26 protein-coding genes are annotated in these 26,323 nt (G+C 59.1%); 14 read left to right on the forward strand and 12 right to left on the reverse strand.

Features of this window, described 5'->3' with window-relative positions:
* Positions 1 to 178: 178 nt before the first annotated feature.
* Genes AAFN47_RS17240 through add form a run of 4 tightly spaced genes read left to right on the forward strand, consistent with a single transcriptional unit; the run spans position 179 to position 3,961 of the window.
* Positions 179 to 1,222, forward strand: a complete 1,044-nt coding sequence (locus AAFN47_RS17240) for an ABC transporter substrate-binding protein (RefSeq protein WP_499810486.1) — start codon at positions 179 to 181, stop codon at positions 1,220 to 1,222.
* 10 nt (positions 1,223 to 1,232) lie between these two features.
* Positions 1,233 to 2,036, forward strand: coding sequence for an ABC transporter ATP-binding protein (locus AAFN47_RS17245; RefSeq protein WP_499810487.1), 804 nt, complete (start codon positions 1,233 to 1,235; stop codon positions 2,034 to 2,036).
* Between the two features lies 1 nt (position 2,037).
* Positions 2,038 to 2,898: an ABC transporter permease gene (locus tag AAFN47_RS17250; protein ID WP_499810488.1), complete on the forward strand. Its 861-nt coding sequence runs from the start codon at positions 2,038 to 2,040 to the stop codon at positions 2,896 to 2,898.
* Between the two features lie 43 nt (positions 2,899 to 2,941).
* Positions 2,942 to 3,961, forward strand: coding sequence for an adenosine deaminase (gene add, locus AAFN47_RS17255; RefSeq protein WP_499810489.1), 1,020 nt, complete (start codon positions 2,942 to 2,944; stop codon positions 3,959 to 3,961).
* 152 nt (positions 3,962 to 4,113) lie between these two features.
* On the opposite strand, the gene AAFN47_RS17260 is transcribed toward add, so the two are convergent.
* Both AAFN47_RS17260 and AAFN47_RS17265 read right to left on the reverse strand, forming a co-directional pair.
* Positions 4,114 to 5,625 (reverse strand): tripartite tricarboxylate transporter permease, encoded by a 1,512-nt coding sequence (locus AAFN47_RS17260; protein WP_499810490.1) that lies wholly within the window; start codon positions 5,623 to 5,625, stop codon positions 4,114 to 4,116.
* A gap of 33 nt (positions 5,626 to 5,658) precedes the next feature.
* Complete coding sequence (locus AAFN47_RS17265; protein WP_499810558.1) at positions 5,659 to 6,159, reverse strand: tripartite tricarboxylate transporter TctB family protein; 501 nt, start codon at positions 6,157 to 6,159, stop codon at positions 5,659 to 5,661.
* Positions 6,160 to 6,300: 141 nt separating this feature from the next.
* Here AAFN47_RS17265 and AAFN47_RS17270 point away from each other — a divergent pair, with 141 nt between their 5' ends.
* From AAFN47_RS17270 to AAFN47_RS17315, 10 genes are all read left to right on the forward strand, one after another.
* Positions 6,301 to 7,071 (forward strand): IclR family transcriptional regulator, encoded by a 771-nt coding sequence (locus AAFN47_RS17270; protein ID WP_499810491.1) that lies wholly within the window; start codon positions 6,301 to 6,303, stop codon positions 7,069 to 7,071.
* A 3-nt stretch (positions 7,072 to 7,074) separates the two neighbouring features.
* Positions 7,075 to 8,283, forward strand: a complete 1,209-nt coding sequence (locus AAFN47_RS17275; RefSeq protein WP_499810492.1) for a M24 family metallopeptidase — start codon at positions 7,075 to 7,077, stop codon at positions 8,281 to 8,283.
* Positions 8,280 to 8,789 carry a hypothetical protein gene (locus AAFN47_RS17280; RefSeq protein ID WP_499810493.1) on the forward strand — a complete coding sequence of 170 codons (510 nt, stop codon included), beginning with the start codon at positions 8,280 to 8,282 and terminating at the stop codon, positions 8,787 to 8,789. Before AAFN47_RS17275 ends, AAFN47_RS17280 begins: the two co-directional genes overlap by 4 nt.
* 12 nt (positions 8,790 to 8,801) lie before the next feature.
* Complete coding sequence (locus AAFN47_RS17285; RefSeq protein ID WP_499810494.1) at positions 8,802 to 9,752, forward strand: Bug family tripartite tricarboxylate transporter substrate binding protein; 951 nt, start codon at positions 8,802 to 8,804, stop codon at positions 9,750 to 9,752.
* Positions 9,753 to 9,815: 63 nt separating this feature from the next.
* The gene (locus AAFN47_RS17290; protein ID WP_499810495.1) at positions 9,816 to 12,056 is read left to right on the forward strand and encodes a xanthine dehydrogenase family protein molybdopterin-binding subunit; all 2,241 of its coding nucleotides are present in this window, start codon (positions 9,816 to 9,818) and stop codon (positions 12,054 to 12,056) included.
* Positions 12,046 to 12,897, forward strand: a complete 852-nt coding sequence (locus AAFN47_RS17295; RefSeq protein ID WP_499810496.1) for an FAD binding domain-containing protein — start codon at positions 12,046 to 12,048, stop codon at positions 12,895 to 12,897. Before AAFN47_RS17290 ends, AAFN47_RS17295 begins: the two co-directional genes overlap by 11 nt.
* The gene (locus AAFN47_RS17300; protein WP_499810497.1) at positions 12,897 to 13,364 is read left to right on the forward strand and encodes a (2Fe-2S)-binding protein; all 468 of its coding nucleotides are present in this window, start codon (positions 12,897 to 12,899) and stop codon (positions 13,362 to 13,364) included. Before AAFN47_RS17295 ends, AAFN47_RS17300 begins: the two co-directional genes overlap by 1 nt.
* Positions 13,348 to 14,337 carry an LLM class flavin-dependent oxidoreductase gene (locus tag AAFN47_RS17305; protein ID WP_499810498.1) on the forward strand — a complete coding sequence of 330 codons (990 nt, stop codon included), beginning with the start codon at positions 13,348 to 13,350 and terminating at the stop codon, positions 14,335 to 14,337. Before AAFN47_RS17300 ends, AAFN47_RS17305 begins: the two co-directional genes overlap by 17 nt.
* Positions 14,327 to 15,325, forward strand: a complete 999-nt coding sequence (locus AAFN47_RS17310) for a TIGR03619 family F420-dependent LLM class oxidoreductase (RefSeq protein ID WP_499810499.1) — start codon at positions 14,327 to 14,329, stop codon at positions 15,323 to 15,325. Before AAFN47_RS17305 ends, AAFN47_RS17310 begins: the two co-directional genes overlap by 11 nt.
* Positions 15,319 to 15,954 carry a flavin reductase family protein gene (locus tag AAFN47_RS17315; RefSeq protein WP_499810500.1) on the forward strand — a complete coding sequence of 212 codons (636 nt, stop codon included), beginning with the start codon at positions 15,319 to 15,321 and terminating at the stop codon, positions 15,952 to 15,954. Before AAFN47_RS17310 ends, AAFN47_RS17315 begins: the two co-directional genes overlap by 7 nt.
* A gap of 81 nt (positions 15,955 to 16,035) precedes the next feature.
* Here the strand turns inward: AAFN47_RS17315 and AAFN47_RS17320 are convergent, their stop codons facing one another.
* The 10 genes from AAFN47_RS17320 to AAFN47_RS17365 form a co-directional block, all read right to left on the reverse strand.
* Complete coding sequence (locus AAFN47_RS17320; protein ID WP_499810501.1) at positions 16,036 to 17,991, reverse strand: SDR family oxidoreductase; 1,956 nt, start codon at positions 17,989 to 17,991, stop codon at positions 16,036 to 16,038.
* Between the two features lie 34 nt (positions 17,992 to 18,025).
* The gene (lsrF, locus tag AAFN47_RS17325) at positions 18,026 to 18,913 is read right to left on the reverse strand and encodes a 3-hydroxy-5-phosphonooxypentane-2,4-dione thiolase (RefSeq protein WP_499810502.1); all 888 of its coding nucleotides are present in this window, start codon (positions 18,911 to 18,913) and stop codon (positions 18,026 to 18,028) included.
* Positions 18,914 to 18,945: 32 nt separating this feature from the next.
* Positions 18,946 to 19,581 (reverse strand): dihydroxyacetone kinase subunit DhaL, encoded by a 636-nt coding sequence (dhaL, locus tag AAFN47_RS17330; protein ID WP_499810503.1) that lies wholly within the window; start codon positions 19,579 to 19,581, stop codon positions 18,946 to 18,948.
* 10 nt (positions 19,582 to 19,591) lie between these two features.
* Entirely contained in the window at positions 19,592 to 20,599 is a 1,008-nt protein-coding gene (locus tag AAFN47_RS17335) for a dihydroxyacetone kinase subunit DhaK (protein ID WP_499810504.1), read from the reverse strand.
* Positions 20,592 to 20,792 carry a hypothetical protein gene (locus tag AAFN47_RS17340; RefSeq protein WP_499810505.1) on the reverse strand — a complete coding sequence of 67 codons (201 nt, stop codon included), beginning with the start codon at positions 20,790 to 20,792 and terminating at the stop codon, positions 20,592 to 20,594. Before AAFN47_RS17340 ends, AAFN47_RS17335 begins: the two co-directional genes overlap by 8 nt.
* Positions 20,792 to 21,898 (reverse strand): ABC transporter ATP-binding protein, encoded by a 1,107-nt coding sequence (locus tag AAFN47_RS17345; RefSeq protein WP_499810506.1) that lies wholly within the window; start codon positions 21,896 to 21,898, stop codon positions 20,792 to 20,794. The genes AAFN47_RS17340 and AAFN47_RS17345 overlap by 1 nt, the downstream gene beginning before the upstream one ends.
* A complete protein-coding gene (locus tag AAFN47_RS17350; RefSeq protein WP_499810507.1) occupies positions 21,895 to 22,983 on the reverse strand; it encodes an ABC transporter ATP-binding protein in 1,089 nt (362 codons plus the stop codon). Before AAFN47_RS17350 ends, AAFN47_RS17345 begins: the two co-directional genes overlap by 4 nt.
* Positions 22,983 to 23,921, reverse strand: coding sequence for a carbohydrate ABC transporter permease (locus tag AAFN47_RS17355; protein WP_499810508.1), 939 nt, complete (start codon positions 23,919 to 23,921; stop codon positions 22,983 to 22,985). The genes AAFN47_RS17350 and AAFN47_RS17355 overlap by 1 nt, the downstream gene beginning before the upstream one ends.
* A gap of 3 nt (positions 23,922 to 23,924) precedes the next feature.
* Entirely contained in the window at positions 23,925 to 24,797 is an 873-nt protein-coding gene (locus AAFN47_RS17360; protein ID WP_499810509.1) for a carbohydrate ABC transporter permease, read from the reverse strand.
* A gap of 113 nt (positions 24,798 to 24,910) precedes the next feature.
* The gene (locus tag AAFN47_RS17365; protein WP_499810510.1) at positions 24,911 to 26,320 is read right to left on the reverse strand and encodes an ABC transporter substrate-binding protein; all 1,410 of its coding nucleotides are present in this window, start codon (positions 26,318 to 26,320) and stop codon (positions 24,911 to 24,913) included.
* Between the last annotated feature and the right edge of the window lie 3 nt (positions 26,321 to 26,323).

Below are 26,323 nucleotides of genomic sequence, written 5' to 3' on the forward strand. Positions count from 1 at the left end.
CCACTGCGGATTAACCCTGGTGCGCTGCCTTTCGCTATATGCCAAAACGGCAACGGGCATAGCGAAAATAGATGCTTTTCAACGCCGCGGATCTTCCTAATCTGCGTTGTGCATCGCAACAAGCAGCGATGTTCCCGGCGCCTTACAAAAAAAACAGATCAAATTCTGAGGGGATATAATGAACAATTTCAAAACCAGTAGACGAACCCTGTTGAAGAGCGGCATTGCAGCGGCGGCGGCGATCTCGACGCCGTATACATTTTCAAGATCGGCGCTGGCCCAGACCGGCACCCAAAAACTCAACATGCAGACGAGCTGGTTGATCGGCGGAAATCAGTTGGGTGAAATCGCCGCAAAACAACTCGGTTACTTCGAGGAAGAGAAGATAGATCTTGAAATCACTCCCGGCGGACCAAGCATAGACGGCGTTGCGATGGTGGCGTCGGGACAAGCCCTTGTCGGGCAGACATCTTCGAGCCCGTCCATAATGCTGGCTCGCTCGCAGGACATTCCGATTACATGTTTTGGGGTTTGTGGCCAGAAGCATCCTTACAGCTATTTCTCCCTGCCGGACAATCCGGTTCGCACTCCTGCGGACATGGTTGGCAAACGCATTGGCATCCAGATCGCCGGTGGTAAAGTGCTGCTCAACAGTATTTTGCGAGCGAACGGAATTCCTGAAGACGATGTGGAAATTGTGCCCGTCGGTTTCGACTTCGTGCCGCTTCTGGCCGGTCAGGTCGATGCGATTTCCGGATGGCGCACGAGTGTCAAGAGCCTGAAGACCCTTGGTGACGATTTCATCACTTTGGGCTTGTGGGACAACGGAGTTCGGCTGTACGCGCTTCCATATTATGCGTCCCTGGATACGATCGGGTCTCGATCAGACACTCTGACATCCTTTCTTACCGCCTCTGCGCGGGGTTGGGGGTTCGCGTACGAAAACCCCGAGAAGGCAGTCGAAATAATGATCGAGCAGTATCCGGATCTGGGATTCGATTACGACGACCAGGTTGAAACTGCAAAAGTCTTGTTGGGCTACGTTTTCAACGAAACCACGAAAGAAGCCGGCTGGGGCACGATGGATCGAGCCGTATGGCAGGAACAGATTACTCAGCAGAACGATCTCGGTCAGTTCGCAAGCGCCGTGCCCACAGTCGAGATGATTACAACGCAGAAAATCCTCGAGGCTACATCCGCCGTCCGACCAAAACTCGGCTGAAGGCTGCGGCATGAGCATCGCATCAGCAGAGGCGGTGACGGCCTCCGATACCCCGATCGCCATAGAATTGAACAGCGTTGGCGTTCGCTTCGTTACGGACAGGGGAATCGTCACCGCGCTTCAGGACATCAATCTGCGTATCACGGAAGGATCATTCACAAGCCTGATCGGGCCGTCAGGTTGCGGCAAGTCCACACTGTTGCGCGTCGCCGCCGACATCATCAAACCTACGACAGGATCCGTAAAGATTCTCGGCAGATCCGCAGAGGAGGCGCGCAAGAATCGTGAAATCGGCTTTGTTTTCCAGGACCCATCCCTGCTTCCATGGCGAACAGTGCTCGAGAATGTACTTCTGCCAATGGAACTCGGTGGAGATATGACCCCAAGCAATGCGGGCGATCCTTATGTTCTTATCAAACTGGTGGGACTTGCAGGCTGGGAAAACGCAATGCCGCACGAATTGTCCGGCGGAATGCGCCAACGCGTTTCCATCGCCAGAGCGTTGATTTCAGCCCCGCGCATGCTCCTCATGGATGAGCCATTCGGCGCGCTTGACGAGATCACGCGCGACCGGCTGAACGAGGAATTGTTGCGGATTTGGGAGACCACCGGCACAACAGTCCTGTTCGTCACCCACTCGCTTTATGAGGCTGCATTCCTGGGGCAGCAGGTTCTGCTACTCGCTGCACATCCGGGCAGAATTCGTGACATGTCGCCTGTCAACCTCGCCTCGCCCCGAGACCTGTCTATGCGCGAACTGCCGGAATTCATGGAAACAATCACGAAGCTTCGCGGCATCTTGGAGACTTGCTAGCATGGTCGATGCCGACAGCGCCACGAAACCCTTCGAAAGAAGCACTGAAGCAGGCAAACTCTCCGACGACCAAGTCTGGCAAGAATTTCTGACCCGGCAAAGGCGTCTGCGCTGGCGCCGCCGGATACTGCCCGCCATCACGCTCGTCACGCTCCTTGTGTTGTGGGAAATCGCAGTTCCGGTCTTCGATATCAAGGCCTATGTCGCTCCGGCTCCCAGCGCCATCGCCAAGGTTCTGTATTCGAAATTCGGTCTGCTTATGAGCAATCTGCTACCCACCGCGATCGAGGCGATCGGAGGCTTCCTGCTGGGCACCGGCGCGGCAATCCTGATCGCCACGCTTTTCGTCTATCGTCTGACAGCCGAAGAAGCCCTGTTTCCGATCGTAGTCATGATCAACGCCGTGCCGATTGTCGCCAAGGCTCCCATATTGGTGCTGTTGCTGGGAAACGGAATGGCGCCGAAGATAATCATCGCTTCGCTGATCTGCTTCTTCCCGACGCTGGTGAACATGACCCGAGGCCTGAGATCGGTCAGCGCTCAACAAATGGAACTGATGCATGTGCTTTCGGCCACGCCTCGTGAGATCTACTTCAAGGTCAGGCTGAAGAACGCACTCCCGTTCCTCTTCACGGCCTTGAAGATCGCGGCGGCCGCCTCTGTGGTCGGCGCCATCGTTGGAGAATGGATCGGCGCAAGCAGAGGCATTGGCGCGCTCATCATTCAGGCGACATATGCCTTCGATTCACCACTGCTTTATGCCACCATTGCAGTCGGCTCAACATTCTCAGTTGCTTTTTTCAGTCTCATCGCCTGGGCGGAGCGACGGTTCCTGAAGTGGAATGTCGCCAATTCGCACTGACTAACGGACAATGTCGTAATTCAAGATAGGGAATCAATCCAAGATGGATGTCGTGAACTTCATTCGCACCATGCCGAAAGCGGAGCTGCATCTTCATATCTCGGGAACCATGTCGCCGCAGACGGTGATGCGGCTTGCAGAGCGCAACGGAATCGACATTCCATACAAGACGGAAGAGGACTTCGTCGAAGCTCAGCAATATAAATCGCCGGAGGATTTCTTCCGCTATCACATGACCTGCTTCGAGGTATTGCGAACACGGCAGGACATTTATGACTCGACCATGGACTTCCTTGAGCGTTGTCAGGAAGAGAACATCCGCCATGTCGAACTGACTTTCGCTCCTCAGCAATATTTCGACAATGGCATCAGCGTCGATGACCTGATGGAAGCGCTTGATGAAGCCAGCCGTGACGGCCTTGCGAAGTATGGCGTTTCCTCGGTTCTGTTGATGTGCATCAACCGGGAATTTTCTGAAGAAAGCGCTCTCGACATGCTGAGCGCAATGATCCCGCATCGCGACAGAATCGCCGGCATGGGCCTCTGCTCCAACGAAAAGGGCAACCCGCCCATAAAGTTTCGGAAAGCCTATGACGAGGCGCGAAGACAGGGTTATCGACTTACAGCCCACTGTGATTGCGACATGGAGAATTCGGCGCAGCACATTTATCAGTGCATCCACGTGCTGGGTGTGGAAAGAATCGACCACGGCGTCAATTCGATAGAGGACGACAGCATCGTCGACGCCCTGATTGATCGCAAGATTCCGCTCACGATCTGCCCGACATGGACGCCGCTCGATTCAAGACCCCGCCGTATCGGTCGGCTGCGGGCGCTGCACGAGCGCGGCGTCACGGTGACAGTCAATACCGATGATCCGGCGGAATTCGCGAGCGGCTATATGTGCAATATGATGGAGGCCCTGACGAAACATGGCTTCACGCCGGAAGAATTGCTGAATTTCATGCGCAATGCATTCTCGTCTTCCTGGATCGCAGAAGCCGAGAAGGACAAATTTCTCGATGAACTCGAAACTCACGCCAAGGCGCATGGACTTGCGTAACGCTATCCGGATTGCGGCTGCAGGAAGTCGTCTGCAATCCAGCGCCTTCATGGCGTCTTTGTATCCCGAGCCGTCGCGGCCATAATAACCGATCAGATCTTCAGATAGATCACGTGCAAAGACCGTGCATAGTGACAGGGCCCTAAAACGCTTCAGGCTGAATGCCCGGGATTGCCTTCCACGGTTGCTTCGGCGGAGGAACGCGAACGGCGCGATGACAGAACGCCGTAACCGACCGACAGCACTGTCAGCGCGGCAAAGAACCAGCAGATATAGGAATTGAAGAAGACGCTGTAATCGCCATGCGAAACAAGAATGGTGCGTCGCAAATTGTCCTCGAACGAGGGGCCCAGAACAAATGCGATCAGGAAGGGAGGAACCGGCAGGTCGATCTTCATCATGAAGAAGCCGAGAAAACCGGCGGCAAACATGACGAGGATGTCGAAATGACTGTTCTGGATCGCATAGGTTCCGAAAACACAGAAAATCAGCAGACCCGGCATGAGAATATGACGCGGTATGTCTGAAATGCGGGCGAAAAGCCGCATCGACAGCATTCCAAGGATAAGCATTGCGATGGAACTCAGCATGATGCCGAAGAAGATAGCGTAGACCAGGTCGCCCTGTGTCTGAAACAGGGACGGTCCGATCGACAGGCCGTGTATCAGGAAGGCGCCGATCATCACGGCGGTCACGACATCGCCCGGAATGCCGAGCGCCAGAAGCGGGATGAGCGTCGCGCCGGCCACCGCATTGTTGCCTGCCTCGGCTGCGGCCACACCGTCGACCTCCCCCTTGCCATAGGTCTCGGGATGTTTCGAACTGCGCTTTGCCATGGAATAGCTGAGAAAGGAGGCGGCGGTCGCGCCGACGCCAGGAATGGCGCCGATTGCGACGCCGATCGCACTACTGCGGAATATGGTCGGAAAACATTTGCGGAGTTCCGGCCAGGTCAGCGCCGGACCTGACCTGCTTCCATGAATGAGGCCCGCCTGTTTTCGAAGATAGAAATCGATCACCTCCGGTATGGCGAAAAGGCCGATAAGCAGCGGAACGAAGCTGACGCCGCCAGAAAACTCGAGCATGCCGAAAGTGAAGCGCGGATTGCCATAGATGAGATCGAGCCCGACGGTCGCCAGAAGAAGACCGAGCACGGCGGAAACCAGGCCTTTGAACAGGGAATCGCCGGCGACGGACGTCACGATGGTGAGTGAGAAGGTCATCAGCCAGAAATACTCGGCCGGTCCGAATTGCAGAGCGAAGCTGGCGATGGTGGCGGCAAAGAGTATTAGCGCGAGATTGGAAGCGAGATCCGCAACGACTGAACTGTAGAGCGCGATGTCCAGGGCCTTGCGGCTCTGTCCCTTCTGGGACAGCGGCCAGCCATCGAGCAAAGTGCATATATTTCCAGGGGTACCTGGCGTACGGATAAGGATTGCGGATATCGAACCGGCGAACATCCCCCCCTTGTAGATGCCGACGACAAGCAGGATCGCGCTGACCGGATTCATGCCATAGGTGAACGGCAGGGCGAGCGCGATGCCCATGCTGCTCGACAAACCGGGAATCGCGCCGATCACGATTCCGATGAACATGCCGGCGACAATCGCAAGCACGTTCTGAGTTGAAAGAAACAGATCAAGTCCGTTCAGTATTTCCTGCAACAGGGCTCTCCGTGATCGGGGATTGCAACGCGGTCAGAATGGCAAGTCGCCTCTTGGCAGAGGAACCGCCGCAAGTTTCGCGAACAAGATGTATGTGATGACGGGTACGCCGATAATCGTTGCGGCCAGCACCAACGGGCGGCGCTCGCCGCCGAAGATCACTAGGAAACCGAACACCAGTGCGGAACTCAGCAAGGCGCCGAGTGGAATGAGCAGCAGATAGAACGCTGCGAAGACGATCACGACCATCGAAAATCGTCCAAGGGTCGCGGGGATCGGGAGGCTCTCGGCGCTTCCGTCGCCTGAAGACGACGCCACCGACCCGGTTCTCGCTTCAATCACAGTCAGGACCGAGAAGACGAGACCGGCAACGGCGATGACATAAGGATAGAAGGCGGAGGAAGTGAGCGACAAGCCCTGCTTGGCGTAGGAGGGAATGCCATAGGGAATGCCGAAAACCAGCATCGCCAGGAAGAATACGGTGAAGCCCGCCGCGATGATGGTCTGTCGCCGTTTCTGGCTGGCTGCGTCCATGACCACCACTGAAAATCCTTTCGTCGTCCTTCCCGCTGTCTCTCCCTTGACTCCTCATAGCATCAGTGAGAGTTTGAGTCCATGATTTTAAAACAGCGTTCCGATAATCAAAACACTTCGGTCAAACGCAGCGACGCCTCGATGAGCAAGACGCTGGCGAGCGGGCTGGCCATTCTGGAGTTTCTGAGCCGAAAGTCGGAACCGATGGGCGTACGCGAACTGTCGCGCGAAATGAACATGAACCCCGCCCAGGTTCAGCGTCTTCTCAACACCCTGTCCGACTGTGGCTTTGTGGAAAAAGACATGGGACTTCGCCGTTACCGCGTCGGGTTGACCGCCTTTCAGGTCGGGCGCGCCTATCTCGCCGATACGGGACTGGTAGACGCCGCCGCTCCAATACTGCGGGACGTATCCGACCGCGTCTCCGTCAACACCTATCTCGCCGTTCGCCGGGGCGATGTCAGCATATATATCTTCGTTCACTTGAGCCAGGGCGCGCTGTCGGTCCATGCTGTTCCAGGCAATCAGATGCCGTTACATTCGACGGCCATGGGCAAAGCGCTTCTCTCAGCGTTGACCGACGATGAAATCCGACGACTGCTCGGCGCAAAGCCACTTCCGCGCATCACCGAAGCGACCGAGACGGATCTCGAGAAGCTTGTTGAAGAGGTGCGTCATATCCGTAACGGAGAGGTGGCGATCGCCAACGAAGAAAACATTCCGGGAATCTTTTCCGCCGGCGCGCCGGTGCGCGACACGGATGGCGAAATCATTGCCGCCGTGAGTTGCGCATGTGCGGTGCAAATGACGACCGGAGACGGGCGCACAAGGATTGAAGACGAGATCAGGCAGGCCGCGGAACGCATTTCCAGACGACTGGGTGCGCCGGCGGCCGTGAGTCATTTGAGGTAGGGTATGCAAGAACAAGAACCATTGTCCGACCTGCAGGCGGTCGACGCCATACTGTCGACGAACGGCTATGATGCGCTGGTGGCGACCGCACCGGAAAACGTCACGTATGTCAGCGGATTCTGGGCAATGACCCATTGGATCCGCCGCGGGCCTCAGGCCTATGTTTTGTGGCCAACCGCGCGCCGCAGCGAGGCGTCGATTATCACGACGACCAGTACGCTCGATCTGGTCGCCGACCAGAAACCCTGGGTCAGCAACGTACGCCGGTTCGGCTATTTCGTCTTTGAGGGAATGGATCGAACCGGTCTTGATCCGCTCGACCAGGCACAGGTCGATCTTCTCATGGGCGAGGAATTTCCTGGCGCCGTGGAGGCGCTGGTTGAAGCTATCCGCGAGGCAGGCCTTTCCAGCGGAAAGATCGCCGTCGACGAAATCGGCATGACGCCCCAAGCCATGGCCAGACTGCGCGAGGCCCTGCCCCACCTGACCATTGAACCGGCCTTCGAACTGATCCGGCAGATGCGCACTATCAAGACGCCGGAGGAGGTTCGACGCCTTCGTCGCGCCTGCAACATCGCAGAAGCCTCGATCAACGCCAGTCTCGAGGCAGCCCATGTCGGCATGACGGAAAGGGAGATGGCGCGCATATTTCACCGAACCACTGTGGAAAACGATGCGATGCCTGTTCTGGGCGTTATAGGTTTCGGCGTGCGGAGCACGCTCACCAACTCCCAACCTTCGGACGCCGCCTTGAAGGAAGGCGACATCATCCGTTTCGACGTGGGCGGCCGATACATGCACTATCGAGCCGACATATCGCGCATCGGCGTCATGGGCGAACCGACACGCGAAATCGTCGAAAAATACACTGCGCTGAAAAACGGGGTGGACCACGCCTACGACATCATCCGGCCGGGTCTGAAGGCGTCCGATCTCTTCGAGAAGGTGATGGACGCCGTCCGCAAGTCCGGCCTTCCCGAGTACAAGCGCAACCATGTTGGCCACGGCATCGGCATCGACGGTTACGATCTGCCGAATATCGCCCCATCGAGTTCCGATGTCCTGCAGGCCGGAATGGTGATTTGTGTGGAGACGCCCTACTACGAATTCGGCCTCGGCGGCCTCCAGGTCGAGGACATGATCCATGTGACGGATGACGGATGCGAGTCCCTCATGGAGTTCGATCGTGAACTGCGGATCGTGTCCGCATGACCACGCCTGAAGCCCTCCTCCACGTCTCATGCTGCGCAGGTCATTCGCACGATCCGACCGGTTCGTTCAGGGATTGTCTGTCCTTTGCGACGATGAGTTCGGACGGCGACAACTTGCTTTCCGGGTTATCCGGTTCCCCGGGAACGATCGCGATTTCGACCTGCGCATCGCATGGGGCAGCCCAATCCCCACGCGCTTTCGGCGCCCGCCAGGGTCGCGTTTTATTCGCATCTGAAGCGCCAATGCGCTGCCGGTACGAGACCATCGCCCGCAAAGAAGGTGTTTTAACAGAGGTTTCCTTCGCAAGCACGCTTGCGGTCGTCGAAACCCAGAAGAAGAACGGCGAAATCAAGATCGATGAGACCGTGGTCAGTATCCTGGCCGTGACCGGTCTCAGAGACGTGGCCACACGGCCGGCCCAGGACCCATCCCCTCTGGTTCCTGCAGACCTGGATCGCACACTCGAGGCGATCCAGGCTCACTACGGTCATGCCGACCCAACCTGAAGGAGACTCAACATGAACAGACTGAAAATGTCCTCGCTTTGCGCCGCCGCAATCGGCGCTGTGCTGGTCGCATCCGCGCCGGCGCTCGCGGAATTCCCGGAAAAGCCAATCACCCTGATCGTGCCGTGGTCGGCAGGCGGCAGCACAGACCAAACGGCCCGCGCACTTTCCGAAGCGGCGTCCAAGGAATTGGGCCAGCCCATCGTCGTGGTCAACAAACCCGGCGCATCGACGACACTCGGCATGGCGGAACTCGCCGCGGCAGAGCCGGACGGCTATACTCTGGGCACCCTGTCGACAACCACATACATGGCTGAGATCACGCGCGACGACGTGCCTTACAGCATGATGGAGGACTTCAGTTTCATCAGCTATTATGGGGACAACCTCATCGGTGTCGTGGCGCTGAGCGACAAGCCCTGGAATTCGCTGGAAGAGCTGATTGCGGCTTCGAAGGAAAAGGGTCTGAATTTCGGAACGGGCGGCGTCAACACCACGCAGCACCTGACGACGGAAGCCGTCAAGAAGGACTCCGGAGCCGGTCTGACCCACATTCCCTATCGTGGTTCGGCGGAATCGCTTCCCGCGCTGCTGGGCGGCCATGTCGATTTCATAACCGAAACCTCCGTTTGGGCGCCGTATGTGGAAAGCGGTGAAGTAAAAGTTCTCGCCGTAAATCTCCCTGAACGCGCCAAGGCCTTCCCGGACGTTCCCACACTCACCGAGCTTGGTTATCCCACGCTGCGGTCCGTCCAGGGCATTATCGGACCGGCGGGGATCCCGGAAGACGTCCGCATGAAGCTTGAGGCTGCCTTCCGCACTGCACTGTCCGATCCGACATTCATCGAAACCATGGGCAAGTTGCGAATGGAAATCGTCGAAATGAGCGGTCCTGAAATGCATGACGCCATCGAAGCCGAGGTCGACAAGGCATCCGATCTGGTCAATTCGCTTTCAAACTGACGTTTAACGCTCCTCGCCGGCGCCCTCACATGGGCGCCGGCGTAATGACCCAGACCGTGACACATGCGCCCCGATCTTCTCGAAAAGGTTTCCGGCAAGGCCGAATTCATCAGCGATGTCAGCATTGACGGCATGGCTTACGGAAAAGTCGTGCGCAGCACCGAGCCGCATGCGCGGATCATTGGCATGGATGTTTCCCGGGCCGAACAGGCAAACGGCGTCGTCTGTGTTCTAACAGGGGCGGACAGCGGTCTGTTGACGCAAACCGACTGGGGCCTGTTTTACGAAGACCGCCCGGTAATCGCCCGCGACCGAGTGCGTTATGTGGGTGAGCCGGTCGCCGTGGTCGTCGCGGACACACAAGCCCGCGCCGAAGCCGCATCACGCCTCGTCGTCGTCGAGTATGAACAACTGTCGATATGTGCGACACCGGAGCAGGCGCTGGCTGGGGATGCGCCTGTGCTGCATGAGGACTTCCGTCCAATATCGGATTTTTACTTCAAGGGAACAGCCCGCGGCCAAGCTGGGACGAATGTCTTTCAGGACTACCTGCTGGAGCGCGGCGACGTCGATAGCGCGGAGCGCTCAGCTCAACGGATATTCGAACACAGCTATTCCTTTCCGGGAATCGCGCATTTCGCAATGGAGCCGCATTGCGCGATCGCCCGTTTCGACCACGCCGGGCTGACGATCTGGTCAGGAGCGCAGTCTCCGACGGCCGTGCAGAAAGTTCTCGCCCGGGTCTTCGGTCTTCCGATCGCGCGAGTGCGCGTGATTGTTCCTTATGTCGGCGGAGGTTTCGGCGGCAAGGCGTCAGTCAAGATCGAACCGCTCGTCGCCGCCGCCGCACGCAAAGCCGGACGACCCGTCAAGGTGCTCCTGAGCGCCGAGGAATCCATGCTGACTTGCCGGCGGCTTGCCGCAATTATCACGATCCGTACCGCCATTGACGCGGAAGGCGCCATTCTCTCGCGCACTGGCGACATCGTCATGGATGGCGGTGCCTATGCCGATACCGGACCGGCCGTCGCGCTCAAATCCGCGCACCGGCTTGTCGGCCCCTATCGCCTGCCCAACCTGAGGATCAGGGCGCGGGCCGTCTACACGAATACGGTTCCCGGAGCAGCCTTCCGGTCTATTGGCGGGCCACAGGCGGTCTGGGCGACCGAGTCGCATATGGACGAGATTGCTGCGGAACTTGGAGAAGACCCGGTCGATTTCCGCTCCCGGCATCTGTTGCAACGAGGCGACGAGGTGATCGATAATCTGCGTCCTCTGGACGTTGATCCGACGGTCATGATGGATGCGGCGGTGGAGGCGACGACGAAAGGGCACAACCACGCCTCGCGCGGTCTGGCGCTTGCCGTCACCGATCCCGGAATTCTGCCGGTCGCTGGCGCGATCGTGCGCGTCCACGCCGACGGGTCGGTGGAAGTGCGCAGCATGAGCGTGGAAATCGGACAAGGCGTCAGAGGCGTACTTCAGCGGATCGTCGCTGAAACCCTGTCGCAGCCGCCCGAAGTCATACACATCCTCGATCCGGATACGGCTGGTGCGCCCTATGACTGGGGCACCGGCGCAAGCCGCTCCAGCATGATCATGGGACTGGCTGTCGAAAAAGCAGCCGGGGACGCGGTTTCAAAGCTGCTGGCTCTGGCGTCCGAGGCCTTTGAACTCGAGACGACGGCGATCAGTCTGGCGCCGGGTGGTCTCAAGCTTGGCGACAAGACCGTCAGCTTCGGCGACCTGTTCCACGCGGCACACGGCATTGATTCCGGTGATGTGACGGGTCAGGCGTCAATCACGCCGCGCTCGCTCGACGGCAAGCTGGCGCAGGCGCCTCTGTTCTGGGAAACGGCGGCTGCCGCCTGCACTGTCTCGGTCGATCCCGATACCGGGGTCGTCGCGCTCGACACCTATGCAGGTGTGGCCGATATCGGCCGCGCTTTGAACCGATCGGCCGCCGAAGGCCAGGAAGAAGGCGCGGCTGTCCAGGGCCTCGGCCATGCGCTGTTTGAGAACCTGGTCTTCGACGATGGGCAACCGATGACGGCGATGCCCCTCCTCTATCGTGTCCCGCGCCTTTCCGACGTTCCTGCCGACTGGACGACCGTGCTGATCGAGAATGGCGACGGCCTAGGACCCATGGGCGCCAAGGGCATGGGCGAAGGCGGCATCCTCGGCATGGCGCCGGCAATCGCCAACGCGCTGGCGCGCGATCATGGCGTCCGTCTTCGAGATCTTCCCATGACGCCCGAGCGGGTCTGGACCGCGCTGTCAGCAAGGAAGTGGCATGCGTCCTGATCCATTCACCTATCATCAGCCGAAAAGCCTGGCCGAAGCGTCCTCTCTCGTCGCCGAACTCGGCGACGGCGCGACGTTCTATGCCGGTGGAACGGAACTGCTCCTGCTCATGAAGATGCAACTGGCCGAGTACAGGCACCTGGTGAACCTGAAGAAAATCGACGGTCTGAAGACAATCGGCGTCGAACATGACAGGCTGGTGATCGGCGCGCTGGCGACCCACTGCGACATTGCCCTAAGCACGGCCGTCTCGAAGCACTGCCCATCGCTTTCACGCCTCTGTAGCGAAATCGCAAATATCCGCGTGCGCGTAGCCGGCACGATCGGCGGCAATCTGTGCTTCGCCGAACCGCGCGCCGATCCACCGGTTTTGCTGGTCGCGCTCGACGCGGGATTGCAACTTGTTTCCGCGCATGCGAGCCGGGTTATTCCGGCGTCTGAATTTTTCCTGGGACCCTTCGAAACCGCCCGGAAGCCAGACGAGATCCTGACGACGATCGAAATACCGCTGGGGACCGGAGCCGCAAGTTTCGAACGCATGAAGCAGGGCAATTACAGCCTTGCGACTGCGGCCATCTCCAGAAGCGATTGCCATCAGACCTGGATCGGCTATGGCGGCGGTCCGCCGAAGCGACTCAACGGCACAGGCGCACTGCTCGACAGGGACGACGGCCGCACAAGCGAGGAAGCCCTTTTTGCCGCCGTAGCAGAGGATATTTTCGATCTCGAGATCCCTTCGGACCTCGAAGCTGGTGAATCCTATCGCAGGCATCTGATCGCAGTGGCGGTCAAACGCGCGCTTGCTTCCCTTCATGAAACCGAACCGACGGGAGTCCACTGATGGACACGTCTGTCGGTATCAGCGTCGAGATAAACGGTGCTCTCGTTTCCCGGTCGGTACCGGCGGAAACACTGCTGATTGATTTCCTGCGCGACGACATGGGGCTGCGGAGCGTTAAGCTGTCCTGCGACATGGAGATCTGCGGCGCGTGTACTGTGCTTGTCGACGGACTGCCTATGAGCAGCTGCACGACGCTTGCCGCTGATGTCGACGGCTCAAAAGTGACGACCGTCGAAGGCCTGATCATCGACGGAGTGCTCGATCCGCTGCAGCAGGCATTCATCGATCATGGGGCGGTGCAGTGCGGTTTCTGTACGCCGGGTTTCATTCTTGCGGCTAAGGCATTGCTGCTTCGCAATCCGAACCCCACGCGCGCAGAAATCGTTTCTGCGCTCGATGGCAATATCTGCAGGTGCACAGGATACACAAAGATTGTGGAGGCCATCCGGCATGCTGCCTCGGCTTGAAATCTCCTTCGACGGCCGGGAACCGATCGCCGAAATCTTTGAGAAAACGAGGGCGGCGGCCGAAAATGGCGCCACCACCGTTTGGCTGGCCAGTCATCTGTTCGAACAGGATCCGGTGTCATGCGCCGCTGTCATGCTGGATCGTTTTCCGACACTCGACATCGTATTGATGGCAATCAGCCCGCTGGTGCTGCACCCTGTCCAGATCGCCATGTCAGCCGCATCGTTGGACGAGATGTTTCCGGGCCGGGTATCGGTGTGTCTAGGGGTCGGCTCTCCAGACGACCTCGGGAGCGCAGGCATCGACGCGGACAAACCGCTGCAGGCCATGAAGGAGGCGCTGGCGTTGTGTCGGGCCCTCCTGTCCGGCGACAAGATCACCCTTGAGGGCCAGCGATTTGGCGTCAAGGGGAGAGCGCTACGCTCGGGCAGCCATCCTGTTCCGCTGTTGATGGCGGCGTCCGGACCGAAGATGCTCGAACTGGCTCGGAGCGAGGCGGATGGCGTCTTGTTGTCGGCTGCCTCATCCCGCGAGTTCATCAAATCCACGATCACCCGTCTGCATGCGGGAAAGCCGGCTCGTCCCTGCTTCGACAATTGCGGACTGGTCTATGTGTCGCTCGACGACGACAGAGCGGTCGCTATGGAGCGGCTCCGCTCGAAACTGGCGGTGACGTTGCGTGGCGCGCATCATGCCGCCAATCTGGAAGCCGCCGGCAGCAAGCTGGACCAGACGGCGCTCCGTGACGCCTTTACCGCTGGCAGGAATTCGGATGCTGCCCAAATCGTCCCGGACCAGGTGGTCCTGAACCATTCCGCCGCCGGCACGCCGGCGGAACTGCCCGCAATGATCCAGACCTATCGGGACGCCGGCCTCGACCGCATGATCCTGTCCGCATTCGGATCGGTCGCGGAAATCGAAACCGCCATGAAAACCATGAAAACAACAGAAAGACTGTCAGATGAAGTTTAGCATTTCCCTCTGCACGGGTTTCGAAGGGGTCATGTATCCCGTCCCATTCATCAAACCGGAGCAGTTCGTCGAACAGGCGAAGCTCTGCGAGAGCATGGGTTACGATTCCATCTGGGGCAACGATCACATCACAACCCAGAACTACGTACGCGAAAAGTTCCCGGATTCGCCACCCAATTTCTACGAACCGCTGATTACGCTCGCCATGTGCGCCCAGGCGACAACAACGCTTCGCGTTGGCACGGCACTCCTGGTCATGCCGATGCGCGAGCCGGTCTACCTCGCCAAACAGGTCAGTACGCTGGATCAGCTGTCCGGTGGACGATTGGTATTGGCTGTCGGACTCGGCGCCTATCGGGAAGAATTCGAGGCCTGGGGTCCAGCCTACAAGAAAGCGCGGCGCGGCGACATGCTGGATGAAGGCATCGACGCGTTCCTGAAACTGATCAGCGAGCGCAGCGCCAGTCTCGATGGCGAATACTATCATTTCACAGATGTCGAGATGTATCCTAAACCGAAGCAGGATCCGTTTCCACTGTTCATCGGAGGCCACAACATCCCGGCCCTCAAGCGCGCCGCAACAGTCGGACAGGGTTGGCTTCCAGGCTGGCGACCCTTTGCCGAGATGAGGGAGCGCATCAGCCAATTGAAGGACCTCTCGGAGGAAGCGGGACGACCACGCGACGCCGTGGAAATCGCTCCGCAATTCTCCATGCTGCTGGCCAAGACCGATGAAGAGGCCGAAAAGAAATACATGGAAAGCGGGCTGGTGGCTCATCGCCAGTCTCTCGCCTATACCGGCCGCGATCTGAGCCATCAGGTCACCGCGAACCTGGTCGGCTCCCCCGACACGGTCCTGCAGAAGATCGATGAAATGCGCTCCATGGGCATCGATCACTGCAGTGCCCTCATGATTCCGGTCGACACCATATCCGAAATGAACGAGCAGATTGAATGGTTCGCCAAGGATGTGATGGCGCGATGCTAGAACCGCCGGTCAGGCCTTTGTCGGATGATGATCCAACCTATCAAGGCCTGATCCTCGACCGGTTCGATCCGCAATCACGTTACAAACTGCTGACGGGAACCGTGACGCCCAGGCCGATTGCGCTCGTTTCGACGGTCTCTTCAGAAGGGATCGTAAACGTCGCCCCCTTTAGTCAGTTCATGATCGTCGCGGCCAATCCGGGACTGTTGGGCTTCTCGACGTCGCCGCTTGCCGACGGACCGAAACATACGGTTCGCAACATCAAGGAAAGCGGAGAACTGGTTATCAACATACCGACCTTTTCAATGGCGGAGCAGGTCCAGGCCTGTGCAGAGGAACTGCCGGAGGGCGTAAGCGAAGCTCGTCATTCCGGCCTCGATCTCGTCGCCTCGGAAACGGTCGCGCCGCCACGGGTCGCCGACGCCCCGGTGCAGTTCGAGTGCGCACTGGAGAAATTCGTGGAGTTCGGCGACTTGCCAAATATTATCGTCGTTGCGCGGGTTCGGCTCATGCATCTGCGCGAAGACCTGCTTCTGCCCGGTAATCGCGTCGATACGGTCGCGCTCGATCCGCTCGCACGCATTGGCGGCCGCAATTATACGCAGCTTGGCCAATTGAAAGAGGTCTGATCCTCTTCCCGGATTCGGAAGAATTCTTCGCTCCCAAACGCAATTGCTGTCAGCAAAATGACAGGCAAACCTCCGATGCCGTCAGATTACGCGCTCATTGCCGCCATCGACCGGCAGTTGAGCACCCGTCGTTCGGCGAAGCGTGCCGTCAACGAAGGCGGCGGCGGCCCGCCCGACATCGGCGGAAGTGATTTCGGTCTTCATGAGATTACGCGTCTTGTATTGCTCGACGGTCAGCCCGTAGCGTTTTGCCGAGGTTTCCAGGGCTTCTCTCGTCCAGAGGTTCGTGTCGAACACCGCATCCGGATGGACCACGTTGACCGTGATGCCTTCTTCCGCGAGTTCAAGTGCAGCGACGCGGGCAAGCTGTGTAAGCCCGGCCTTGGAGACTGAATAGGCCGCTGCTCCTGCGCCGGGCGCAAGCACGTTGCGGGAGCCGACGAAGACGACGGCCGGTTCGACGCCGTGACGCAAGTATGGAATGCTGTGCTTCAACAGCTTGCGGTGGGACGTCATATTGACGGCCATGGCGGCGTCCCAGTCATCATCCGCCAGTGTTTCGATCCGCGCGCCCGTCCGAAAGATGCCGGCATTGGAAATCAGGATGTCGATTCCGCCATAGCGGTCGACGATTTCGGTGAGCGCTGCTTTCACACCGGCCTCCTCGACCAGATCGATCACAAAACTGTCGAAGCCCGGCCGATCCATACTTTGCAGAATGGCGGGATCGATATCGAGACCGACAACGACAGCACCTTTCGCGGCCAGCACCTCTGTGCAGGCTTTTCCGATGCCCGCGGCCGCGCCGCTGACAACGGCGACCTTGCCTGTCAGTTCCAGAGGCGGCTTCTGGGATTTGAGCTTGGCCTGTTCGAGTTCCCAATATTCCAGATCGCGCAGCTCTGTTTCGGACAGCCCCTGCCAATCACCGATCTTGCTCGCATATGAAAGCGCCCTGACCGTCGCGAAGCTGACATCGGACGAAATCATTGCGCGCTTCAGGTTCGGTCCGAAACAGCGGCTCGAGCCATCGGCGAACAGAACCCAGTGCGGGTATGCCGGCAACATCGTCAGCGTCCTGTCGGCCGCCCGATCAAAATAGTCCCGATAATCAGCTTCGAAGTTTTGCATCGCCAACTGCGGGTCATCGGCGACAACCGCCGGAAACGGCTTGTTGTGTATAACATGCTCCGGCGTCAACGTGCCCTTGCGCAGCATGGCGGCAAATTTTTCCACCTGGCCGTCGGGCAACGTCGCCCCCTTTCGCGAAACCAGCGGTTGGCCGGCAATGTCACTGGCGATGCGCCGTGTCCGCGCGACCAGGACTGGGTCCGTGGCGGTTTCGCCGGTGATCTCAACCGGACCGTATCGTTGCTCCAGCCAGTTTCCGGCCCGCGTTGCGATATCCACCATGCGTTCGTAGCTGTCCCTCGCATTGTCGGCATAGGTGAAGACGCCGTGATGTTCGAGGATAACCGCATCGGCCGCCTGCAACCGGCCGGACGCGATGTATGGCTTTAATTGCACAGCCAGATCGAAACCCGGTTTGACGTAAGGCAGGATTAGGACGTTTTCACCATAAATCTCCGAGAGCAGCCTGGCCCCCTCAGGCGTGTTGGAGATTGTCAGAACCGCGTCAGCATGACTGTGATCGACATATTTGAAGGGAATGATCGCGTGCACGATCGCTTCAATCGAAGCGGTCGCCGCACTGCTGTCTAGCCGCGCGCGACGAACCTCGTTGAGCATGTCGGAATCGCTCAGGCTCTCGAGCTTCGCGAGCCGCAGGAGATGCGGCAGGCTAAGCGCCGTAAAACCCTCTTCGCCCATCGCGCCGAGATCGAATCCGCTCGCCTTGACCCAGATGATCTCCAGCTCGTCGCCGAAGCGGTCCACCGTGGTCGATTTGACCGAGGTGTTGCCGCCGCCATGCAGCACGAGCGCGGTGTCCTCGCCGATCAACCGCGACGAGTAGGCGCGCATCGCCAGATCTGTTTCGAGGCTGGATGCCGTTTTCGCATCCCATCTGTTCCTCATCAGTGCATACCTCACGGCGACCGGAAAATCCCGGTCAGGCCGCAGCCTTCTGCTGCAGATCCTGGAACAGTTCGTAGGCCTGCGCCCCGGTCTTTCCATGATGAACGACGGCGGCAAGCGCCTTGAGCATCGCCACCGGATCGGAAGACTGGAAGACGTTGCGCCCCATGTCGACGCCGGCTGCGCCCTGGTCGACCGCGCGGTAGGCCATCTCCAGCGCCTCGTTTTCCGGCAGCTTCTTGCCCCCGGCGATAACGATCGGAACGGGGCAGCCGAGCACAATCTTTTCGAAGCCCTCATCGACATAGTAGGACTTGACGAACTGGGAGCCGATCTCGGCCGCGATGCGGGTCGCCAGGCCGAAGTATCGTGCGTCGCGAACCATGTCCTTGCCGACGCCGGTCACCGCCATTGTCGGAACACCGTAGCGCGCGCCGGTGTCGACCAGCTTCACCACGTTACCTATGGACTTGTGTTCGTATTCGGCCCCGACGTAAATCTGCGCCGCCATTGCGCAGGCGCCGAGACGCACTGCGTCGTCGATATCTACGCCGACCAACTCGTTCGAAAGCTCCGTTAGGATGCTGTTTCCCGCACTGCAACGCAACACCACCGGCTTGTTGGATTCCGGCGGGATCGTCGTGCGGAGCGCGCCTCGCGTGCACATTAATACATCGGCGTGCTCGGCGAGCGGCGTGATCGACAGATCCATGCGCTCGAGACCGGTCGTTGGCCCCTGGAAGTAGCCGTGATCGAATGCGAGCATCACCGTGCGGCCGGACTGCGGATTGAAAATCCGCGACAGTCGCGCCTTCATGCCCCAGTCATAATGCGCGGCCCCCTTGAGATAGAACCGACTTGTATCGGCGGGCTGATCCTCACCCCAGTCCTTGCCGTCCTTGATGTCGTCGAGATCCGCCATGGTGTATTCCTTCCTGTTTGGAATTCTTTGCTTCAGGACGCCTTTGCCGCGTTTTTCATCGCGTTGAGGATGATGGATATGGAAATCGCGCCGGGGTCGGGATGACCAATGCTGCGTTCGCCAAGCGACCGCGCCTTGCCAGTGGTCGCCAGCATGTCCTTCGTGGCGTCTACACCCTTGTCGGCGGCTTCCGATGCCGCGGCGATGACTGCGGACACATCGTCTCCGCCGCATGCCTTTGCCGCCCGCGCGGCCGGCGCGACCGCATCAAGCATGGTCTTCTGACCTTCCTCGACACCCCCCCGCTTTGCGACGGCTGCCTTTGCTTCCTCAAGGAAAGTCGCAAAGCTCTCGGCGGTGATGGTGTCTTCGCCGACGAACGCTTTCGCGCCGGACCGGAAGACCGTGCCAAAAACTGCCCCAGCCGCGCCGCCTGTTTTCGACATGATCGCCATGCCGACCTGCTTGAAAGCGTCTTCGATGGTTTCCGGTGGTTTGGAATCCAGACTTTCGAGGGCCGCTTCAAAACCACGGCGCATGCCGATGCCGTGATCGCCATCACCTGTCGCGAGGTCGGCGTCCGTCAGCCGGTCGACATTCGCTATAACGTCGTCCGCGACCGATCTCAGCATAGCAACGGTGGCGTCCCTGTCGATTTTCTTGACCATGATCAACGCCTTACATGTTCGACAAGCCGACCGAGCTCGCCGGCATGTCGAGATAGTGCTTCAGTTCGTCGTCCAGTTTCATCAGGGTGACCGAGAAGCCGGCCATTTCCTGAACCGTGAGCCAGGTCCCCACGAGGGTACGATGCACGGTAATGCCCTGCTCATCGAAGACCTGCCTCAGGCGGCGATTGACGACAAGCATCTCCATCATGGTGGTTGCGCCGAGGTTGTTGATCAGCAGAGCCACTTCATCACCCTTTCCGAAAGGAAGATCGGAGAGGATCTTTTCGATGAGCTGGTCTGAGATCTCGTCGGCAGGCTGCAGTTTCTGGCGCGCTATACCAGCCTCGCCATGCGCGCCCATGCCGATCTCGATTTCGTCATCGGCGAGCTCGAAAGTCAGCTTTCCGGTCTCGGGTATCGAGCCGGCGGAGACCGCGACGCCCATGGTGCGAACATTGTCGACGGCTTTTCTCGTCACGCGCTCGACCTCCTCGAGACTGTCGAGTTCGGCGGCCGCGCCGCCGGCGATCTTGATCATCAGCACGTCGCCGGCAATGCCGCGTCGATCATCCATTCGGTCGGGCGGAGCGGCTGCGACGTCATCGCGTACGCGCACGGTGCGCACATTGATGCCGTCGTCCTCGAGCATTTCAGCGGCGATGTCGAAATTCATGTTGTCGCCGGCATAATTTCCATAGAGAAAAAGAATGCCGTTGCCCCGGTCCACAGCCTTGGCGGCTTCGTAGATCGTGTCCGGAGAAGGGGCGGCGAAGATCTGGCCGCAAGCGGCCCCGTCCCCGAGATTTTTCCCAACGAAGCCATGAAACATCGGCTCATGGCCGCTTCCGCCGCCGATCAGCAGCGCAACCTTGCCGTCCGGGATTTCCTTTTTGACGATGGCGTCGTGATCCGGCAATTTTACGACGGCGCCATCATTGGCGAGCACCAGCCCGTCGATCATTTCCGAGACGGCCTTGCGGGGATCATTGAGAATCTTCTTCGTTGGCTTAGACACCGGTTTCCTCCTCCTTCACGGTTTCGCCTGGCAGATGGTCAAGTATCAGGAACAGGACCACGCCTGAAAGCAGCACCGGGAACCCATAGACAAAGATTTCGTGCGAGAATGGCTGGCACAGCATCGCAAATCCCGCAATGATCAGCGTGCTGGCATAGCGATAGAACCAGTTTCGGGTGAGATAACGTCCCATCACTCCTCTCCTCCGTGCCCACGCGAGATCAGATCGCCACTCTCCGGATCAAAAAGGAAGGCCGCGCCTTCGGCGATGCTGAAAGCACAAGTTTCGCCCTGCCTGTAGTGCGACTTGTCCTCCAGGACCTTGCGGAAAGATCCGGCGTCCGTCTCGACCTGGACAGCGCTTTCGTAGCCTCGATTGTCGACGGCGTAGATGCGGCCAGGATTTGATTGTGTGGAGCCTGCGTCGACCATCGCGATGTCCTCCGGCCAGACGCCGAGCAGCAACTTGCCGTCCTTGTTGCCGGAGAACGCGAAATCCGAAAGCGGAAAGCGCTGCATGAAGCCGCGGACGACCACCTGTCCTTCCTCGATCGAAGCGTCGAAGAACGCCATGGACGGGCTGCCGATGAGCCGTCCGACGAAAGCGTTCGCCGGACGCGCATAGATCTCCTCGATCGTACCGGCCTGCAGTATGCGACCGTCATTGATGATGCCGATGCGGTCAGCGATTGCGATCGCGCCGTGATAGTCGTGCGTGGCGTAGAGCATCGTGGAGCGATGTTCGCGGTGGATCTGGCGCAGTTCGGCGCGCAGGCCTTCACGCAGCTTCAAATCCAGCGCCGAAAGCGGCTCGTCGAGCAGAAACATGCGCGGACGTCGCACGAGCGTGCGGGCGATTGCCACACGCTGCTTTTCACCGCCGGAAAGCGTATCAACATCACGGTCGAGCAGATGATCGATCCGCAACAGTTCGGCGGTGCGCTTCACACGTTTCGATATCTCGTCTTCCGACTCGCGATAGGCGGGAGACCGGAGCGCGAAGGCGATATTGTCGTAGACATCGAGCACTGGCAGCAAGTTGAACCCTTCGAAGACGATCGAGACGTCGCGGCCGGAAGGCTCGATATCGGTGACGTCGTCGCCGCCGAGATGCACCTTGCCTTCGTCGAGGTCGATCAGACCGGCGGATGCAAGCAGCGTCGAGCTCTTGCCAGCTCCGGTGGGGCCGAGCAGAGCAAAGATCTCGTTGTCGCGAACCTCCAGATCGACGCCACGCAGCGCCCGCTTGCCTGCGTAGGATTTTTTCAGACCCGCCAACTGCAACATCGGGGTGGTCATGCCGCCTTCTCCATTGCGCTTACACGCTCCCCAGTCTCGGCATTGAAGAAGATCAGCCCGTCCTTCTCGAAAGCGATGCGCGATTCGCCGGCTCCCTGGTCGACCCGGTGATCGACGCCCTGATATTCATTCTCGCCGATCCGGAACAGGAAGTAGCGTTCTCGTCCGACTGAATAGACATCCTCGACCTCGACCGGGAAACTGCCGGCAGCCTCTTCGTTGACCAGCCGGATGTCGCGCGGGCGCACGCCCAGACGCAGTTTCTTATGGCTGCTCGCCACGTCAGCCGGAATGGCGGCCTCCGGCAGGACGATGGCGCTGTCGCCAAGCCGCAGGCCGCCAGGCGCCGGCACGAGATCGATCAGGTTCATACTCGGCGAACCTATGAACTGGCCGGCGAAGATACTATCTGGCTTATGGAAGATGCGGTCCGGCTCGGCGACCTGAACGATCTTCGAGTTGTTCATGAGCACGATGCGATCGGCGAGCGACATCGCCTCTCGCTGGTCGTGTGTCACATAGATGGTTGTCACGCCGAGTTCGCGCTGGAGGTGGCCGAGCTCCCAGCGCATTTCCTCGCGGAACTGTTCGTCGATCGCCGAGAGCGGCTCGTCGAGAAGGAGCACGGCCGGATCACGGATGACGGCTCGGGCGAGCGACACTTTCTGCTTGGCGCCGGGCGGCAGTGCGGCCGGATAGCGCTTCAGTTCGTCGCCCAGCCCGAACACCTCGGTTACCCAATCGAGCTTGCGTTTTATTTCCGACGAAGGAACGCCGCGCGCCTTCAAGGGAAAGACAATGTTCTCGCGAACCTTGAGATGCGGATAGAGAGAAACGAACTGGAACACCATCGCGATGTTGCGTTCGCTTGCCTTCAGATCGTTGACGCGCTCCCCGTCGAACAGGATGTCGCCATTCGTGGCGTCGACAAGCCCGGCGATCGAGCGCAGCGTCGTTGTCTTGCCACAGCCGGACGGACCGAGATAGACGACGAACTCACCATCATTGACTGTGAGATTCACTTTGTCGACGGCGGTAAACGCGCCGAAGGAAATCGACAGGTCCCTCAGTTCAATCTTCGCCATCAGTAGCGCTCCCCGAGTTTCATCAGATGCCGGACGAGAATCAGCGACAGTCCGATAATGATGCAGAGCAGTATCACGGCAAGCGCAGACGCTTCTCCGGTGTAAAAATAGTTGAATGCGGTTTTGGCGACGGCGAAGGAGACGGTTTCTGTGCTCGACCCCGGCCCGCCGCCGGTCAGCGCAAAGAACAGGTCGTACTGCTTGAAGCTGTCGATCAGCCTGAGGATCAGCGCGATGAAGAGCACCGGAGCCGACATCGGCAGGGTGATGCGGAAGAACACATAAGCCTGGCTGGCGCCATCGACTTCCGCTGCCTCGTAGATCGTTTCGGGAATGCCCCGGAACGCCGCGGTTGCAAGCAGGATGATGAACGGCGTCCACATCCAGGTGTCGGCGGCGGCGGCCGCCCACAGGGCCGCATCGGTCTGACCCAGCCAGTCGACCTTGCCGATGCCAACGAGGGTAAGCATGTAGTTGACGATGCCCCACTCGGAATTCAGCATGTAGCGCCACAGAAAACCAACGACCACCGGAGACAGCATCATCGGCATCATCAGCAATGTGAAGATGACGTCGCGGCCACGGAAACTCTTCTGAAGCTGGTAGCCGACGAATATGCCGATGATCATCTGCAGGGTCACGCACAGAAACACGAACTTTCCGGTGAATACGAAACGTTGCCACAGGTCCGGATCGCTCAGCAGATAGCTGTAGTTGTCGAAGCCGGCCGGCGTCATGCCCGCATTCGGGCGTAGCGCGGAGAAGTTGTGGAAGCTGTAAAAGACCAGCGAGAAGATCGGATAAGCCACCATGAAGATCAGGATCAGCAGGGTGGGCGAAAGAAACCCTAAGATCATCAAGCGACCGGAAGACTTTTTTTTCGCAGGCTTGCCGGTGGCGCGCATCGTGGCGGTGGCGCCTGTCGTTTGCATTGACATGGTCTAACGCCTCCCCAGCACGCCAAAAGTCATGCCCATCAGCAGGTGCTTGCGGATGAGATAGAAGAAGACGAGGACAGGAATGATGAGCACAACGCCGGCGGCGCAAATCTGTGTCCATTCTATGCCTGTCGCGCCGGACGCCGCCGAAATCTTCACTGGCAATGTCTTGGCTTTCGTGGTGGTGAGGATCGACGCGAAAGCGAACTCATTCCATGCAAAGATGAAGCAGAAACCGGCGGTGGCCGCGATACCGCCCTTGACCATCGGCAGGACCAGACGAAAGAAGGCGTAGAGCCGCGTATAGCCGCTGACGAGCGCAATCTGCTCTATCTCCTTGGGCACTCCGTCGAAAAAGCCTTTCATGATCCAGGTCGCAAGACCAACATTGGCGAAGACAGCGACCAGCACGAGACCGGTGCGGGTGTCGGCAAGACCGAGACGTGCGAACATCAGGTGATAGAAGACGAGCACGGCCACCGGTGGCAGCATGCGCGTCGAAAGAACGAAAAACAGAAAGTCGTTCTTTCCGGTGAAATTGAAGCGAGAGCACACGTAGCCGCCCATTGTGCCGAGAATGACGGCAAGCGCCGTGCCGACCGTCGAAACGACGATGCTGCTGATCAGCGAATCAAGAACCCCGTAGGCCGAGGCGCTCTCGGCCGCGGCGCCGACTCCGAAGACCTGCTGGTAGCCGGACAGATCCGGCTCGAAGAACCACACAGGCGGCATGGCGAACAGATCGGCCCTGCTTTTCAGCGAGGAAATGATCAGCCAGAAGATCGGGCCCAGATTATAGAATGTGTAGGCGGCCAGAAGGACGATCAGGATCCACTGGGTCAGTTTCTGGACGGAATCGGTCTGCGCTTTCGTCATCTGGATACACTCTCCTCCCTCGGCCACTGTCATGACAGCGCGCCGTGATCAGTCTTTGTTTTGGAGTGTATGGCGCGTCGAAACTGTGTTCAACGCGCCATACCGGGAGGATGCTAGTTGTTGACCGGAACCACGTCGTCCATGCCGACGGGCGCGATTTCCTGATCCGGCACTTCCGGCGTCGAGTCTGAACGCTTGATCTCGTGACCGGCGCGCTGCAGGGTCCGCTCGTGCTTTTTGGCCGCATCCGTCAGTGCCTGTTCCACCGTCTTCGAACCGGAGACAGCGTTGGAAACTTCCTCCTGAAGCTGGTCGAGCAGCACCGGATATTCCGGCAGGTGCCAGTAATCGTTGAGATACTGCAGGGCCTTCGAGAACTGAGCGTTATAGCTGTTCAGTCCCTGCCAGTCGGGGCTGTCGAGCACCGCCTTCAGACCGGTCTGGCAGACAGCTGCATATCGCTCCTGCTGCTCGGGCTGAAAGTACCACTCCATGAACTTGACGAGTTCAGGGAGCTTCTCGGAGTATTTGTTGATGCCCATGCCCTGGCCACCAACGGAGAACTGCCGGCGGAACTTGCCGTCGCGGCCGACAGCGCCCGGCAAGATGCCGAAGCCGGTATCTTTTGCGAACTTGTTGACTTCCGGATCGGCGTTGGAGCCGTTGAAGTAGAACCACTGCATGGCCATCGCGAGCTGGCCCTGCTGGAAGGCGGCGTTGACTTCGTCGAAGCCCCAGTTGCCGCTTCCGGGCGGACCATACTGGAACATGTCCACATAGGCCTGCACGCCATCAATGGAGGCCGGCGAATTGAGGTAACCCTCAACCTCGAAGGTCTCCGGATTGTAAAGCTCTCCGCCGAATGACCAGAGAAACGAATTGGACGCCGTGGTGGCGAAGTCGTATTCGCGACCGCCCATCTGGCCCCAGCCGTAGAGGCCTTCGTCCGGACGGGTGAAGAACTCGGCGACTTCCCTGGCTTCCTGATAGGTTTCGGGGACCCTGAGGTCACGACCGTATTTTTCCTTGAACGCCGCCTGTTCATCCGGATTCTCGAACAGGTCCTTGCGGTACATCAGGCCGTAGGCGTCCTGGTTGGCGGGCAGGCCGTAGAACTCGCCCGAACCGTCAGGATACTCGCCGTACTGGGACAGGGAAGAGGCGGGAAAGATTTCGGCGCTGAGATAATCCGAATCGGAGAAGATATCGTTGATCTTGACAGCGTGGCCGCCTCCGGCGAACTCAGCCGTCGACTGGCTGTCCCACATGGCGAAGTCGAAAGCGTCGCCCTGGATGGCGAATTCCGAAGCGATCTTGTTGTGCCATTCCGGGCCATATGGAACGAGTGCGGGGACGATCGTGACCGATTTGTCGGGATAGTCCTTGGCGATCTCAACCAGTGCGTCAGCGCAGGTGCCCGCATGCCAGACGAATGTCAACTCGGTGTCGGCGTTCGCGCTTGTTGAAGCCGCGGATGCGGCTATCACAGCAGCCGACGCCATGAGAGTGTGGCGCAATTTCATTTC

The sequence above is a fragment of the Hoeflea sp. CAU 1731 genome (assembly GCF_039888615.1).
GTDB lineage: Bacteria > Pseudomonadota > Alphaproteobacteria > Rhizobiales > Rhizobiaceae > Flavimaribacter.